This is a genomic window from Endozoicomonas sp. (assembly GCF_031844845.1).
Lineage (GTDB): Bacteria > Pseudomonadota > Gammaproteobacteria > Pseudomonadales > Endozoicomonadaceae > Endozoicomonas.
The window spans coordinates 1-14,799 of record NZ_JAVRMB020000019.1 but is presented as its reverse complement, the minus strand read 5'-3'; the positions used below and the strand labels follow the sequence as shown (position 1 = coordinate 14,799).

At 48.6% G+C, this 14,799-nt stretch carries 14 protein-coding genes; 5 read left to right on the top strand and 9 right to left on the bottom strand.

The features are described from left to right. The 5 genes from RM811_RS00860 to RM811_RS00840 form a co-directional block, all read right to left on the bottom strand. Window positions 1-1,187, bottom strand: a 1,187-nt coding sequence (locus tag RM811_RS00860) for a hydrolase (RefSeq protein WP_402519836.1), incomplete at its 3' end; no start/stop codon positions are given. A 107-nt stretch (window positions 1,188-1,294) separates the two neighbouring features. Then, complete coding sequence (locus RM811_RS00855; RefSeq protein ID WP_402519834.1) at window positions 1,295-2,521, bottom strand: aspartate aminotransferase family protein; 1,227 nt, start codon at window positions 2,519-2,521, stop codon at window positions 1,295-1,297. A gap of 104 nt (window positions 2,522-2,625) precedes the next feature. Next, a complete protein-coding gene (locus RM811_RS00850) occupies window positions 2,626-5,715 on the bottom strand; it encodes an efflux RND transporter permease subunit (protein WP_402519832.1) in 3,090 nt (1,029 codons plus the stop codon). A 4-nt stretch (window positions 5,716-5,719) separates the two neighbouring features. Beyond that, the gene (locus RM811_RS00845) at window positions 5,720-6,808 is read right to left on the bottom strand and encodes an efflux RND transporter periplasmic adaptor subunit (protein ID WP_402519829.1); all 1,089 of its coding nucleotides are present in this window, start codon (window positions 6,806-6,808) and stop codon (window positions 5,720-5,722) included. Window positions 6,809-7,071: 263 nt separating this feature from the next. Next, complete coding sequence (locus RM811_RS00840) at window positions 7,072-7,743, bottom strand: hypothetical protein (RefSeq protein WP_402519827.1); 672 nt, start codon at window positions 7,741-7,743, stop codon at window positions 7,072-7,074. Window positions 7,744-7,892: 149 nt separating this feature from the next. On the opposite strand from RM811_RS00840, the gene RM811_RS00835 reads away from it, so the two are divergent. Then, window positions 7,893-8,108 (top strand): DUF2061 domain-containing protein, encoded by a 216-nt coding sequence (locus RM811_RS00835; RefSeq protein WP_402519824.1) that lies wholly within the window; start codon window positions 7,893-7,895, stop codon window positions 8,106-8,108. On the opposite strand, the gene RM811_RS00830 is transcribed toward RM811_RS00835, so the two are convergent. Continuing rightward, complete coding sequence (locus tag RM811_RS00830) at window positions 8,080-8,946, bottom strand: 6-pyruvoyl trahydropterin synthase family protein (RefSeq protein ID WP_402519821.1); 867 nt, start codon at window positions 8,944-8,946, stop codon at window positions 8,080-8,082. The genes RM811_RS00835 and RM811_RS00830 overlap by 29 nt on opposite strands. Before the next feature lie 244 nt (window positions 8,947-9,190). Here RM811_RS00830 and bioA point away from each other — a divergent pair, with 244 nt between their 5' ends. Together bioA and ribH are read left to right on the top strand one after the other, a co-directional pair. Further along, window positions 9,191-10,492: an adenosylmethionine--8-amino-7-oxononanoate transaminase gene (gene bioA / locus RM811_RS00825; RefSeq protein ID WP_402519818.1), complete on the top strand. Its 1,302-nt coding sequence runs from the start codon at window positions 9,191-9,193 to the stop codon at window positions 10,490-10,492. Window positions 10,493-10,572: 80 nt separating this feature from the next. After that, entirely contained in the window at window positions 10,573-11,055 is a 483-nt protein-coding gene (gene ribH, locus RM811_RS00820) for a 6,7-dimethyl-8-ribityllumazine synthase (RefSeq protein WP_402519815.1), read from the top strand. A gap of 166 nt (window positions 11,056-11,221) precedes the next feature. Here the strand turns inward: ribH and RM811_RS00815 are convergent, their stop codons facing one another. The 3 genes from RM811_RS00815 to RM811_RS00805 all read right to left on the bottom strand — a co-directional run bounded on the left by RM811_RS00815 (window position 11,222) and on the right by RM811_RS00805 (window position 13,250). Continuing rightward, window positions 11,222-11,545 (bottom strand): helix-turn-helix domain-containing protein, encoded by a 324-nt coding sequence (locus RM811_RS00815; RefSeq protein WP_402519812.1) that lies wholly within the window; start codon window positions 11,543-11,545, stop codon window positions 11,222-11,224. Next, a complete protein-coding gene (locus RM811_RS00810) occupies window positions 11,542-11,895 on the bottom strand; it encodes a type II toxin-antitoxin system RelE/ParE family toxin (protein ID WP_402519809.1) in 354 nt (117 codons plus the stop codon). The genes RM811_RS00815 and RM811_RS00810 overlap by 4 nt, the downstream gene beginning before the upstream one ends. Before the next feature lie 101 nt (window positions 11,896-11,996). Next, window positions 11,997-13,250 (bottom strand): dicarboxylate/amino acid:cation symporter, encoded by a 1,254-nt coding sequence (locus RM811_RS00805; RefSeq protein ID WP_402519806.1) that lies wholly within the window; start codon window positions 13,248-13,250, stop codon window positions 11,997-11,999. A gap of 363 nt (window positions 13,251-13,613) precedes the next feature. On the opposite strand from RM811_RS00805, the gene RM811_RS00800 reads away from it, so the two are divergent. Continuing rightward, complete coding sequence (locus RM811_RS00800; protein WP_402519803.1) at window positions 13,614-13,892, top strand: hypothetical protein; 279 nt, start codon at window positions 13,614-13,616, stop codon at window positions 13,890-13,892. Window positions 13,893-13,963: 71 nt separating this feature from the next. Beyond that, window positions 13,964-14,629, top strand: coding sequence for a histidine phosphatase family protein (locus RM811_RS00795; RefSeq protein ID WP_402519800.1), 666 nt, complete (start codon window positions 13,964-13,966; stop codon window positions 14,627-14,629). The last annotated feature ends 170 nt before the right edge of the window (window positions 14,630-14,799 follow it).

Below are 14,799 nucleotides of genomic sequence, written 5' to 3'. Positions count from 1 at the left end.
AGTTTAGCTCTTGGTACAAGGCTTTTGACGTTTAAATATTCCTGTTCACTGTGGATAGCTCCTCCCTGAACACCCAGAGTGTCAATATTAGGGATGCCAGCTGAAGCCAGGTTGTTGCCATCGCAACAGCCTCCAGTGGGTTTTATTTCCAGTGGAATACCCAGTTCATGTCCGATACTTTTCGCCAGAGATAACAGCTGCTCGTTGGCCGGGCTCAGAACCTTTGGCTTTCGGGTAAACCCTCCGTGCAGATCCAGCTGAATACCATCACGCTGATTAATGTTATCAATGATTTCACTGAGTTTCTGCAGACACCATTGCTCATCATCCGGATGCTCAAGGCGAACATTAAACTTATGAATACAGCGGTCAGGCACAATATTAGTGGGACCGCCGCCATGCATGTAACCGGGGTTAAAGGTGATGCCAGGTCGTTGTCCGTTAAGGTCATCCATGGCGGAGACAAAATCACAGAGCGCCCGAATGGCATTCCGGCCCAGATGATGTTCACGCCCGGCATGAGCCGCTTTGCCATGGCTGATAACGGTAAAGTTGCCACTGCCTTTGCGTTGGCCTGCGAGGTTTCCGTCAGGGAAACAGGGCTCGAAGATCATGCCAAAATGAACCCGCTGAGCGGCTTCTTTGATTAATGGCGCAGAGCCGGGAGAGCCAATCTCCTCGTCCGGGTTAAACAGGATTTCCCAGCCAATATGTTCAGCCCATGGACTTTGTTCCAGCACTTCCAGTGCTTTAAGCATTACCAGAATGCCGCCTTTTAAATCGGTGACACCGGGGCCATTAATGGTTTCATCATCCAGCCAGCGGACGTTCTGAAAAGGGCTGTCTTTAGGGAAAACCGTGTCCATATGACCACAGAGGAACACTTGCAGTGGGGCTTCAGGGCGTTTACGAATCCGAAGTGCGTCGCCTAGCGGATGTTGAATAATATCTCCGTTATCATTCACGACTTCCCAGGGAGTAACGGATATACGTTCTTGGTCTTCTGATAAATGGGTGGTCAGTTTTTGCAGTTGTCTTAAGACCTGATTGACTCCATCCCGATTCAGGCTTCCGGAGTTGATTTCTGCCAGCTCAATGGTTCTGGCCAGCATGTCATCCTGCTGGTCATTGAGTAAATCCAGCCAGGGCAGGATTTCAGGAGGTAGTTTTGGTACGGGCTTAACCATACGGCATTTCTCGTTTTATTTTTTCTCCGGGCGGGAGGGAGTGTCCGGTTGGTTATGCGTTCCCACGCAGGACCCCTAGGGCCTAAAAGCGTGGGAACGAGGGGTATTCAGCCCTGTTGCTCAGCAGAGACTACTTTGGCAACGGCTCTCTCCAAACGAGCCATACCTTCATCAATATCGTCGTCGGGAATAATCAGAGATGGCGCAAAGCGCAGAACATTCGGCCCGGCAACCAGCATCATCAAACCTTCATCGGCCGCAGCAGCCAGGAAGCCTTTAGCCTTTCCATGATATTTCTCAACCAGCTCAGCACCAATTAGCAGGCCTTTACCGCGTACTTCAGCAAAGATGCCATATTGGCTGTTGATTGCGTCAAGATGTTTACGGAACCGGTCGTGTTTTTTGCTGACATTATCCAGCAGCGGTGGAGCAGTAATAATGTTAATCACTTCCAGGGCAACGGCACAGGCCAGTGGATTACCACCGTAAGTGCTGCCATGGGTGCCAAAACCAAGGCTTTCGGCTATCTTGCTGGTAGTCAGCATGGCACCGATGGGAAAGCCTCCACCCAGGGATTTTGCGCTGGTAAGAATATCCGGCGTTACGTCAAACCCCATATAGGCGAAGAGTTCGCCGGTTCTGCCCATGCCGGACTGAACCTCGTCAAACACCAGTAGCGCATTATTCTGGTCGCATAACTTCCGAACGCCTTTCATAAACTCAGGATCAGCAGGAATAACCCCACCTTCACCCTGAATGGGCTCTATAACAACGGCGCAGGTACGATCAGAAATAATGGCCTTCAGTGCTTCAAGATCGTTGTAGTTGGTGTGGAGCACGCCACCGGGTACAGGCTCAAAACCTTCACAGTATTTCTTCTGGCCACCAACGGTAACGGTAAAGAGTGTTCTGCCATGGAAAGACTGATAGAAGGATACAATCTCGTTCTTTTCAGGACCAAAGTTATCGTAGGCGTATTTTCTGGCCAGCTTGAAAGCGGCTTCATTCGCTTCCCCTCCGGAGTTACAGAAAAATACCTTTTCCGCAAAGGTATGATCGGTTAACGCCTGAGCCAGTTCGAGGGCGGGTTCGTTGGTATAAATATTACTCAGATGCCAAAGTTCTTCGCTTTGTTTTTTCAGTGCGCTAACCAGAGCAGGGTGGCAGTGCCCAAGAGCATTAACGGCAATTCCGCCGGCAAAATCCAGATACTCCTTACCCTCCTGATCCCATATTCGCGATCCCTCGCCTCGCACTGGCACCATGGCCTGGGGCGCATAATTTGGAACCATTACCTGATCAAAGGTTGAGCGATTGACAGGGTGCTTTGACATGCTTTTACCTCTTTGTTGTTGGGCAAGCTATAGCCTGCTTTTTTATCATTTATAAAAATAATTCTACACAAGCTGCAGAGTTTTGTACGTGTATATTTCCGCTCTTATACGCTCCCCTGTCGTCCGTTGCTGAATAAGTAGTAAAGCACGGGTACCACCACCAGAGTCAGTACTGTAGAAACCAGCAACCCACCAATTATGGTCCACCCCATGGGAGACCACATGACTGAATTGGACAGTGTCAGTGGCAACAACCCGCCAATAGTCGTCAAGGTGGTGAGCAGGATGGGCAGCATGCGGGTTTGCCCTGCCTCAATAATCGCTTCTTTCAGGCTCTGCCCGCTTTTACGCAGCAGGTTAGTATAGTCCACCAGAATAATGGAGTTATTAACCACAATACCTACCAGAGAGGTAAGCCCGATAAATGCGGTAAACGAGAAGGTATAACCTGCCAGCCAGAGAGCGAGGATCATACCGGTTACCGCAAAAGGAATAGCGGCAAACACCACGGCTGGCTGGGAGAAGGAATTAAACTGCAGAACCAGCACGGCAAAGATACCCAGCATGGCGATCAACAGTACTTTGGTCATGCCTGCAAAGGACTCTTTTCTCTGCTCCTGCTCTCCACCAACCTGATAGCTGACACTTTTTGGCCAGTCATATTGATCAAGCTTTTCAACAATGGCATTGGTTACCGGGTCGGCCTGATACTCTCCCTTCAGGTCAGCGGTCACTCTGGCCATACGTTCCGTCATATGATGTTGAAAACGAGGCAGGGCGCTCTTCATTTCCAGGGTAACCAGCTGCCGGATGGGAATCAGCTGTCCAGAGGCAGACTGCACAACCATATGGTTGAAGTCTGCTATTTTTGGGCGATATTCCTCTACAGCGCCAGCGTCGTCTGACTCACTCCCCTGATAACGCACAATAATCGGGTAATCCTCACCGCCTTCATCCCGGAACTGACTGACGGTTATCCCCACCAGACTGGCCCGGATCACTTCATCAATGGACTGAATCGCCACACCATACATGGCCGCTTTTTCCCGGTTTATGTTTACGTGAAGGTCAATTTTTGGCTTGTCGATAGGGTTATCAACATTCACAGTTCCGGGCGTATCGATCATGATCTGTTCGACCTCTCTTGACGCCAGTAGAACCTTCTCCAGATCATCGCCGACCACTCGAATTGAGATCGGTGCTTCATAAGGAGGACCCTGCAAAAGTTCCTTAACGGTAATTCGGGCCCCGGGAATAAGGGCAAACTGAGTTCTCAGTTTATCAACAAATGGCTCAACCTCGCCGAGTTTGCCAGTATGGAGTCGTACCACAAGCTGGGCGTAATTAGGCACCTGTCGTTTAGGGAAAATATTGTAGTAAATTCGCGGGTTATCCTTGCCGACGTTGGTGGCAATGGAACGAACCAGTGGGTATGGCTTGAGGATCTCTTCAACCCTTTTCGACATTTCCCGGGTCTGGTTAAAGCTAGCCCCCTCGGGCAGTTCAATATTCACCAGAAGCATGGGCTTTTCTGCTTTCGGGAACATGCTGACGCCCAACTGACCGGCCAGCAAAATGGAACCAGCCAGAACCATAATGGCCATGGCAAGAATCAGCCAGGGATGTTTCAGTGCATAGACAAGCGTGGTCCGATAGCCATTATGAGCAAATGACTGAACCACCCGCAGCATTATCGGCTCTTTAACCGACGCTTCCCGGTCAGTTTGTCCCTTCAGGAAAAGGCTGGCCAGCAGAGGTGTCAGCATCAGGGCGACCAATAGGGAGGCGATAAGGGTAAGAATGACCGTCACTGGCATTGACCGAAGGAAAATCCCTGCTCCCGTCTGCAAACCCAGTATGGGCACAAAGGCGAGTACGGTCGTTAATGTGCCACTGACTACGGCCCAGCCAACCTGACTGGCACCTTTGGCAGCGGCTTCTCTGGGGCTGTAACCTTCTCTAAGAAAACGACTGACATTCTCTGTCACCACAATGGCATTATCCACCAGAAGGCCAAGAGCAATGACCAGCCCGGCAATGGACATCTGTTGTATACCAAAACCCATAAGATCCAGCCAGGCCAGACCGATCAGCACTGAAACAGGGATAGCCAGAATAACGACAAAGGCTGATCGTGCGCCCAATAGCACAAGGGTCAGCAGGCCAACCAGCACCAGACCCTGTAGCAAATTATCGAAGAATTGTGATACTCGCTGATCCACTGACTCCGCCTGATTATGAGCCAGCGCAATATCAATACCCTCCGGTAATCGTTTGCGGAACTGATTCATTTCTTCGTTCAGACCGGACATAACGTCGAAAATATTACTGCCTTCACGTTGAACCACACTGATGAAAACCGCCCGGGCATCGTTGTATCGGGCTTCATAAGTGGGGAGGGCGCTGGCCAGTTCAATCTTTGCAATGTCTTCAACGTAGATGATATTGCCAGGGCTGGAGTGAACGGCCGTTCTTTTGATTTGCTCAATGGTCTTGAAATCACCACTGGTTCTAACGGTAAATCGGCGTTCTCCCGCCAGCACATGACCACCTGGCAGGTTGGTTCCGGATCGTTGGATAGCCTGAACCAGATCCTCAAGGCCAATACCGAGTTCCTTCATTTTGATCAGATTGGCTTTGATGTGTATTTGTTGTTCCGGCAGCGCTTCTACGGTGGCCTTTTTTACACCGGGAACTCTTTCGAACCGCTTTTCCAGCTTTTCTGCAAGATTCTTCAGGGTGAGATAGTCGTGTTCAACCGTTGTCATTGCGGCTTGAAGAACATTGACATCAATGGGCGAAATACGATCAATGGCCAATACGGCAATGTCTTCCGGTAGCGCATCCCTGATCCGTGAAACCTCTGCTACAACATCGTCGTATTTATCCTGTGGGTCTGTACCGTACAGAAACTCCACCTGAATAACGGCCAGTCCATCCTCAATATTGGCTTTAAGAACCTTGATGTCATCCAGTTCATTGATCGCTTCTTCAATGGGATCAACGATCAGCTTCTCCATATCCAGAGGACTGGTACCGGGGTAGACAACGCGTACCATGGCTGCAGAAAATTTGAACTGAGGGTCTTCAGAGCGGGGCATGGAGTTGAGGGATACAACGCCAAGGGCAACCATCAACAGAATAATTACCAGTGTGAAACGGTGATGGGCAATGGCAATAGCAGGTAGCTTCATGATGTTACAGCTCCTGCAGCGTTTTCTTCTGGGTGGCCAGGTCATCACTATCAATAACACTGACCTTTTCACCGTGTCTCAGCAGGCCGGCGCCTGTGGTGATCAGTATTTCATCCTGAGTGATACCACCGGTAATCGCGGCCATGCCGCCATCCAGGTAAGCCAGCGAGACGGTACGCTGCTCAGCGGTCAGCTGTCGTTGGTTTAGGATAAGCACTTTGGCGGTTTGCCTGAGGTCACTCACCTCACTTTGAATAATTGCGCTGACTGGAATCAGGGCAACTTTCCTGCTGGTAGACGGTTGTATTGCAATCTGCCCGACAAACCCGGAACGCAGCTGTGAGTCGTAAATCGGTGAATCGAAAACAGGCAGGCTGATTTCAATCTCAAAAGTACCTGTACTCGATGCTAAAGGTGTCATTTGAGTTACCGAGCCTGAAAACGCCTGATCTGGCAGAGCATCAAAACGGATGGAGGCTTTGTCCCCAAGAGCCATTCGAACAATATCCTGGTCAGTAATACTGCTGCGGATAACCCACCCTTTGCTCTGATCAGCAACCACCAGAATAGGTTGGTAAGGGGACACCAGTTCATTAGGCTCTGCATGACGTTGCAGTACCAGCCCGGTTGCTGAGGCATGAATGCTGGAGTAAGCCCGATTGAATTTGGTAATGCGTAATTTGCTTTCAGCAATGGTCAGTTCAGTTTCAGCGGATTGCAGCTTCTCAAGGGAAAGAACATTGGTTTTATGGAGTTGCTGAAAACGCTTCAGGTTCTTTTTGGCAAGAGAGACTCTGGCTTCTGCCTCATCGACCTGGGCATCTATCTCATCAAGGGCAAGACTGGCCAATAGCTGCCCTTTGGTCACCTTGTTTCCCGCTTCAACCAGTATTCGGGTAACAGGGCCCGCGGTTTTAAAAGAGAGGGTTTGCTGGGATTTGTACGACAATATCCCGCTAGTCTGGATGGACTGTGCATATTCCTGATAGCTGACGGGTTGTACTTGCACTGCCACGGGGGGCTTGTCTTCAGCATTTACCGAGAGGGTGTACAGCGTGATTGAAAGGAAAGGGAGTAAGACCCTTTTTTTCAAAAGGTTTCCACAAAGCATTTGAGAAGTCCTTTAAGCCATCATCTTTATTCTTGAAAAATGGGCTCTTTTTATTATGGTACTAAAGTACTTTAATTCATGGTCGGCCATAGCTTACCTGAATATTTACATAACTTAACCCTTTTCTCGTACCAGACTACGGACAGTCTTTGTCGTTTATATGGGGAACCATTGAAAGAGAGGCAGCAGAGCGATATGGCTTATGGTCTGAAGACCACTCCAGCTCCGGAGTGGTTCGGAGGGGATCAGGTAAGGCTTTTTCTGGCAATCTCAGCCTGTCGCAGTTCATGCTGAAGAACCCCAAAAATCTGCTGGAATTCACTGTCATAGCGAATCAGGCTTTGGGTAAATTCCGGCATCAATTTGGCGATTGGCTGACCGGTGTTTTCTGGCAGTGTTTCAGGAATCTGCCTGACCACCTGGTTCATATGGTATTCGGTCTGACGAACAAACGTCATTAGTCGTTCATATTCTATGCCGATGTTGAACAGGTCTGGCTTTCTTCCTGAACGAGAAAGCGCCAGTTGATCAAATACCTGCTGAATTCTTGAGTCGTATTCGGTTAATACCACCTCTATATGCCTCAGGTTACTGATATAGCTTCCGGCAGCCGTTGCTCCAACGGGGGCAACGGGGGCTGATTGAACGCTACGGCTGGCGTCAATGGTTGCCACTTCTGGCTGTTTACCCATAGCCATGTCCGGGCGGAATGGGTTGGTGGCAGACAGGTTGACCAGAAGGTTTTCCACTTTATTGAAATCCATCTCAAGCATCTTTGGCAGCTTAACCAGGGTAGTAGTAAAGTCTGTCTCAACGTTGTCCTCGGTAGCTGCCTGAACTGATGGACCCAATTCAGGGTCTTTGAGTGGGTCTGGTTGGACAGGGCGATTATTGATCTGTTCCAGCTGAGACGACATAGCTTACTCTCCTTTTTGGCTATTACCTGAAGATTAGCTGATTCCTGATAGCGTCTTTTTATTAAGAGGAAAGGAATTTTTTATTTTACAATTGAGAATGATTCTTATTAGTATGAGCGCAACAGAGATTTTTGCTGCTGGAGAGTAATATGGCGAAGACAGTTTCTTTTGCAATCATCCACTTTTTTGTCGCTTTTTCAGTGGGTTATCTGATGACCGGAGACATCTGGGTTGGCGGTGCTCTGGCGGTGGTCGAGCCGGCAGTGAATACTGTGGTGTTTTATTTCCATGAAAAAGTCTGGAGCCGCGTTAAAAGTGTCAGTCCAAAGCATACCGCTACTGCTTTGCATCCGCTGAGTGCGTAGCAATGGCGCCCTTATTCAGGCCTTCAAAAGCGGCTACACGTATGGTTTTGCCAGGCAGTTGTGTCGCCAGACTCTGGGCTATATGGCTGGCCAGTAATTCAACCGTGGAGTCCGTATCGATCAGATAGCAGTTGGCGACAGGCAGGCTGATTTCAAAGTGACCCTGGTTTGCGGTGTAACTGAATCGGTAATGCTCCATGCCTTTCTCGGTGAACGTTTCCTGCAGATCTTCCCTGGTGGCGATATAAATATCTCGCCACAGCGTTGCCCACGAGGCTTCCAGAGCCTGATCCCGCTGGTCATCGACATATACCCGGATCTGTGAACGATGGCCATGGGCGATTCGCTGACAGTCGCCATCATGCTTCTTTAAACCATGACTGTAGTGGTAGTAAGCCCCGCCAATATCTTCGGGGTATAATCGGAGATCAACTTTTGTGACATTCTCAGGGAGTTCCTGAATGACAGTTTCTTCCAAAAAGGGTGTAAGTAGCTCTGGAGTGATTGCTTCAGCATCGACCAGAAGCATGGCCTGTGCTGGTGCCGAACAGGTGATCTGTCCTTTCGCTGTGGCAAAACGAACGGTTAATTGTGCCTTCTGATGTGTGATGGTGGTTTCTTCCGCCAGAAGGGGAACCAGCAGGCGATGATCGGATAAGCTGTCCAGTGAGGCTTTTAACTTCTTTTTTACATGGCCAAAATCAAACACCATGCCCTGATCATCAAGCTCACCCCATAGCGTGACATCAACAAGCCAGGTTTCTCCCACAACGCCCCGTTCAGGGCAGAGTAAGCTGAAGTCCAGGGTAGAAAGCTGGTTGACGAACAAAGCCTGCATATTACTTCCATCGTATCGAATCAGCTGTTTCTGTATTTTCCTGATGACAAGGTGAAGAAACAGTACAACTGAATGGTGAAGATCATCTGATTTTGGAACGAACCATTCAAATTATCCACTTTGAGGGAAGTTAAGTGCGTTACGAACACCAGAAATAAGTGTTTCTGCTTGCTACAGAACGGCACCGCGATTATCTTCTGCTGCCGGAAAGATCAAACATATTACGTGTCAAAAGGAGTCAGGTTTGAGTCCCCTCATAACCCGGGAAGAGCTGATCTTTGATGCCAGACATATCTGGCACCCATACAGTACGACTCTCCATTCGACAGGCAATCGGGCTGATATGTTCCCGGTGGTTGGGGCAGAGGGTGTTTATTTGCACCTTAACGATGGGCGTCGCGTTATTGATGGCATGTCTTCCTGGTGGTGCATGGTACATGGTTATAACCACCCGGAAATGAATGCGGCTTTAAAGCGTCAGATTGATGACTTCTCCCACGTTATGTTTGGTGGTCTGACCCACAAGCCTGCTATTGACCTGGCGAAAAAACTGGTGGCCATGACGCCAGAGCCAATCCAGACCGTTTTCTTTGCCGACTCTGGCTCCGTGGCGGTTGAAGTGGCGATTAAAATGGCCATGCAGTACTGGATTGCCCGGGATCGCCCTGAGAAAAACAAGATGCTGACTGTCCGGGGTGGGTATTACGGCGATACCACCGGCGGGATGTCAGTTTGTGACCCTGATGGCGGAATGCATCACTGGTTTACCGGTATCCTGCCTCAGCACTATTTCGTACCCCGACCTGAATGCCGTTTTGGCGAAGCCTTTGAAGAAAAGCATATTGAAGAGTTAAGGCAGATACTGGATCGGCTTGGCCATCAACTGGCGGGCATCATTATTGAACCCATCGTTCAGGGTGCCGGGGGAATGTATTTTTATTCTCCGGAGTACCTGGTTCGCCTGCGGCAGTTGTGTGACGAGTATGAGGTGTTACTGGTGCATGATGAGATCGCTACCGGTTTTGGCCGTACAGGTAAGCTTTTCGCCTGCGAACACGCCGGTATTGTTCCGGATATTATGTGTGTCGGAAAGGCATTGACTGGTGGCTACATGACTATGGCTGCAACGCTTTGTTCTGAGCAGGTCAGCCAGACTATTTCTGAACATGGGCCGTTTATGCACGGGCCTACTTTTATGGCCAATCCACTGGCCTGCGCTGCTGGTAATGCCAGTCTTGAGATATTTGCCAGAGGTGACTGGCAGACCCAGCTGGCCATGATTGAAAAAACACTGTGGGAAGGCTTGATGCCCTGTTCTGAAATGCCTTCTGTCACTGATGTCAGAGTGCTTGGGGGCATCGGTGTGGTGGAATTGAAAGAGCCGGTTGTAATGTCTGAAATTCAGCCCCTGTTTGTTGATGAAGGGGTTTGGGTTCGGCCTTTTGGCAAGTTGGTTTATGTGATGCCGCCTTATGTGATTTCCAGTGAGGAATTGAAAGCGTTATGCAGCAGCATCTGCCGGGTTCTTCATCGGGTTAGTCGTTGATTCCGGTTTGCCGAAAGTTCGGCAGCCAACTACCTTTCATCTTCAAAACTATTAATAGTTAATTAAAAGGAGTATCTCTGATGGGCGCAGGCCTTCCCAAAACCCCTGAACAGTTTCATAAGATTCCTCATGCCCGTCTGGCCATTATTGGCAGCAGCTGGCATAGCGATTGTGTTGATTCCATGATCAACCGGGCTCAAAAAGAACTTCTGGCACTGGATGTTAAGCCGGAAAATATCTTTATTCATAAAGTGCCCGGCTCTCTGGAACTCCCCTTTGCAGCAAGGCTTTTATTTGAGTCGGACCCTGAGCTTGATGCAATTCTGGCATTTGGCGTGGTACTGAAGGGCATTACCAGCCATGATGAAATGGTTCTTCACGGTGTGTTCGAAGGATTTATGGATGTCACCGAGCGTTTTGGCAAGCCTGTGATTAACGAAGTGATCGGGGTTGACAGGGTTGAAGACGCGAAAAAACGGTCAGGAGATGATCATATGAATAAAGGGGTAGAGGCGGTTTATGCGACCTCTGAGTTGTTGCACTGGATGAATCAGCTTAAATAAACGCTGCCCGCTGCCCGCTGCCCGCTGCCCGCTGCCCGCTGCCCGTTTCCCGAAAAAGCCGGAATCACAGTGCTTTTTCGGGTAGCGGGTAAAGACCCTGACCGTTTGTCTTTTGTGTTGGCGCTGAACTGTCCGAAACCCTCCTGAAATTTGGCATACCTGACATTTAAGATACCTTCAGAATCACCGAACGCCCGAGCTTTTGCAGCATATCAACCAAGGCATCCAGCGTAAACCTGCCAGCTTTGCCAGTCATCACGTCAGATACTCTGGGACGGCTCACGCCCATCAAATTAGCAGCCTCCTCTTGCTTCATGTCCCGACCCTGAATTGTGTTGGTAATTTCCGCCATCAGTTGGATTTTAAGGTCAGCCTTGATTTGTCGGTCAGCATCTTCCTTCAAAATTTGTGCCTCATCCGGTGCAAAACCCAGATCAGTAAAGACATTGCCTCCTGTGGGGGTAGTATGGCTTACGCCTTTTGTACTCATAAATCCTTCCTCTTTTTGCTGCGGTCCGCTACAGCCTGAATATAACGGTTACTGGCGATTTGTTTATCGCGTTTGCTCGTTTGTTGGGTTTTCTTCTGGAAGCTATGCAGCACATATACAGCCTTCTCTAACTTTGCTACGTATATCACCCGAAAAGCATTGCCATCTTCTGAGATAATGATTTCCCTGGCTCCAGCCCCTGCGACTTTAAATTCCTTCCAGTGCTCTGGGTCTAAATCGTTTTGAACACGGCTCAGCTGATACCCGGCCTCACGCCTGGTAACCTCAGGAAACTTGAGTAGATCACTCAGCGAGCTTCCCATCCATCGAATTGGCTTCTCATTACTCAAAAGCATAGGCTGTGTATAAAATTTTGTACAATATGTGAGTCCCGGAATATGATGCTGTATGTTGTCAGCTTAAATAAACGCTGCCCGCGGAAAGCGGAAATTCAATGGTGATCCACCTGGATGATTTTTTTACTCTGACTATCCGAGTTACTCCCTTCCAATATCATATCTGCCTGCAGATCTGCATTAACCATTGCAGTAACGCAGGAATCTGACCAGACATTAATGGCGCTCTCAAACATATCAATTAATGCATAAAATGGCAGAATAATAACCAGCAGTTGCAGTGGCACCCCCATGGCTGCCAGAAACGCGCTGGATAGCATATAGCAGCCCATGGGGACCCCGGCATTACCGATGGCTGCGATGCTGGCAATCAGTATCCATGAGAACAGCTCCAGGGGTGAAAACGTAACCCCGTTGCTTTGAGAAACAAACAATACCGTAATCAATATAAATGAAGCACAGGCGTTCATATTGACGGTGATGCAAAGTGGCAGGCTGAAGCGAGCGACTTTACTTTGAATTCCCAGGGATTTCTCGGCGCTTTCCACTGCATAAGGCAAGGCAGCAGCAGATGACTTGGCGAAGAATGCCACTGTCAGAGCTGGCCACATGGCCTTTATGGTTTGCCAGGGAGAAAGTCCTTTGAACTTCAGGAATATGGGAAGAATAAGACCTGCCTGAATAATATTGGCCAGCAATACACACAACAGATAAAGCGCAAGATCCTGAAGGATTTTCTGGTTCTGCAGGTCATGAATAAACAAATTGACGAATGCCCAGACGGCCAGGGGCATCAGCTTGAGAATTAACCCTGTCATCTTCATGATAGCGGCGAACATGCTGTCAAAAAATGAGTGCAGAACCGACTTTTGTTTGTTTTCCAGGGTTATGATGGCCGCACTGAGGAGCAGGGCAAGAAATAAAACACCCATGACATTATGGGTATAGAAAGGTTCGATAATGCTGGAAGGGATCACCCCAATCAAGTACGACCAATAGCTTGCAGAAGGCTCTTTATTGGCTGAGGGCTCTGACAGCTCCGTGGTGGTTGTCAGCGTGTTAATGCTCCCTGCGGGTGCGATAAACAGATACAACGCCAGAGCGACCGATGCGGCAAGCAGGGTTGTGATCACCGTGTATTTCAGAACTTGCCCGCCAAGGCGTTTTACATCTGAAGCCTCCCCCATGCCTGATAGCGTCGAAACCAGGGCAAAGAAAATAATAGGAAGGCTGATGAGTTTCAGCAGCCGAATAAATATATCTGAAATCACCTGGCTGGCCTGATTCAATTCATTCAGGTCGAGCCATCCAGTGACAATACCCAATAATCCGGCTATCAGCAGAATCATAGTGCTGCTTATAACTGATTGTTTTTCCTTGTCCTTTCTATTTGTGCACATAGGCTTAATAAGATCTATCTATTGGATTGAGTTGGATTGAGATAGGAGAATAGACAGGGTTTTTACTGGCTATTATTTTGTTTTGATATTTACTTAGGCAGTATTGATTGGCATAGGTTCATTTTTGGTACTTCTGACCAGTTTTTTTTTGACTACACTACCTACCCCATAGGCCTTTGCTGTTACCAAAAAAGTGCTGTCTGTTTAATTACCGAGGTGCTGAATTACCGAGGTGCTGAATTACCGAGGAGTAGTAACGTGTTGAGACGAACCCGCTTTTCATTATCCCTGTCCTTATCTGAGCCGAGGCCTATGTCAGTAAAAAAAGGGTGGGCATATCAGTGGTCGCTGATTCCTGATGAGCTTTTTACCGAACATGCTGAGGATATTGAAGAATATGTTCAGGAGTGGGACTTTCCCTATCCCGGACAGAAAGAGTTTTTGGCGATTGACCGTAATATTTTAGTGAGTGTCAGCTCTCCCTTAGCTGGAAAGGGAAAGCCTCATATAGGGCGATTGAGGTATCCGGGGCAGGGGGATCTCTTGGCTCAGGTTCGTAATCCCATGTTTCTGGTTAGTTTGAAAAAATGAAAACTGTTATAAGAAAAGTCATTTATTATTTCGCATTACTAACAACGATAACAATCGGTGCAGGAGAGTGTATGGAATCGTTAGCCGCTGAACCGGAAAGGGAGGCCAGTGGAGGTATCGTCTTCTTGCGCCATGGCGAAGGAGAGCACAACGTTGAAAAAATTTATAGCAGTAATCCGGAAAACCCCGGATACAAAGCAGTAAAACTCACGGAGCATGGCCGGGAGCAGGTTCGTGAAACCTCAGATCGGTTATTTGAGAGTGGAGTCAATGGCGACACTATCTGCAAAGTGATTGTTTCCCCTTTACCCAGAACGATTGAAACCGCTGATATCCTGATGGGTAAGTTGCAGGTAGCACGTTTTCAGAGAGAGGTCGACCCAAGAGCGATAGAGGCTGATGCAGGAGAGCGGGATGGTCAGGCTTATCTTAAATACAAAGATCCTGATTGCTGGTTTCCAGAGCACCCTGAACGCTTTGGTTGGGAATCCCGTTCTAAGATAGGGGAAAGAATGGCGTCGCTCATAAAATCCATTGTTAATGATAAAAACTGCGATCTCAGTCAGCAATATGTACTGATTGTCAGCCACGGCAGCCCACTGCTTTTGGCTCAGGAGTTTCTTGGTCTTGGAGATGAGAGGCTTGAAACAGCAGGTTACCGGATTATTCCTTACGCCCAGATTCAAAAAATCATGAACAGTGCCAGCTCGAAAGCTTCGTCCAAATCCGGGCAATGACAAGTCTGGAACAACTCTGCAATTATGCCTTCTGGCTACACAGCCAATAAAAGGGAAAGACCCAGCTGTAAAATAATATTAGAATCTTCGCCGGATATGTAAAACTACGGCGAAGGTCAAATGACAAACCAGACAACCTTTATTCGGCAGACTTTCCCTGTTGGCCCCCT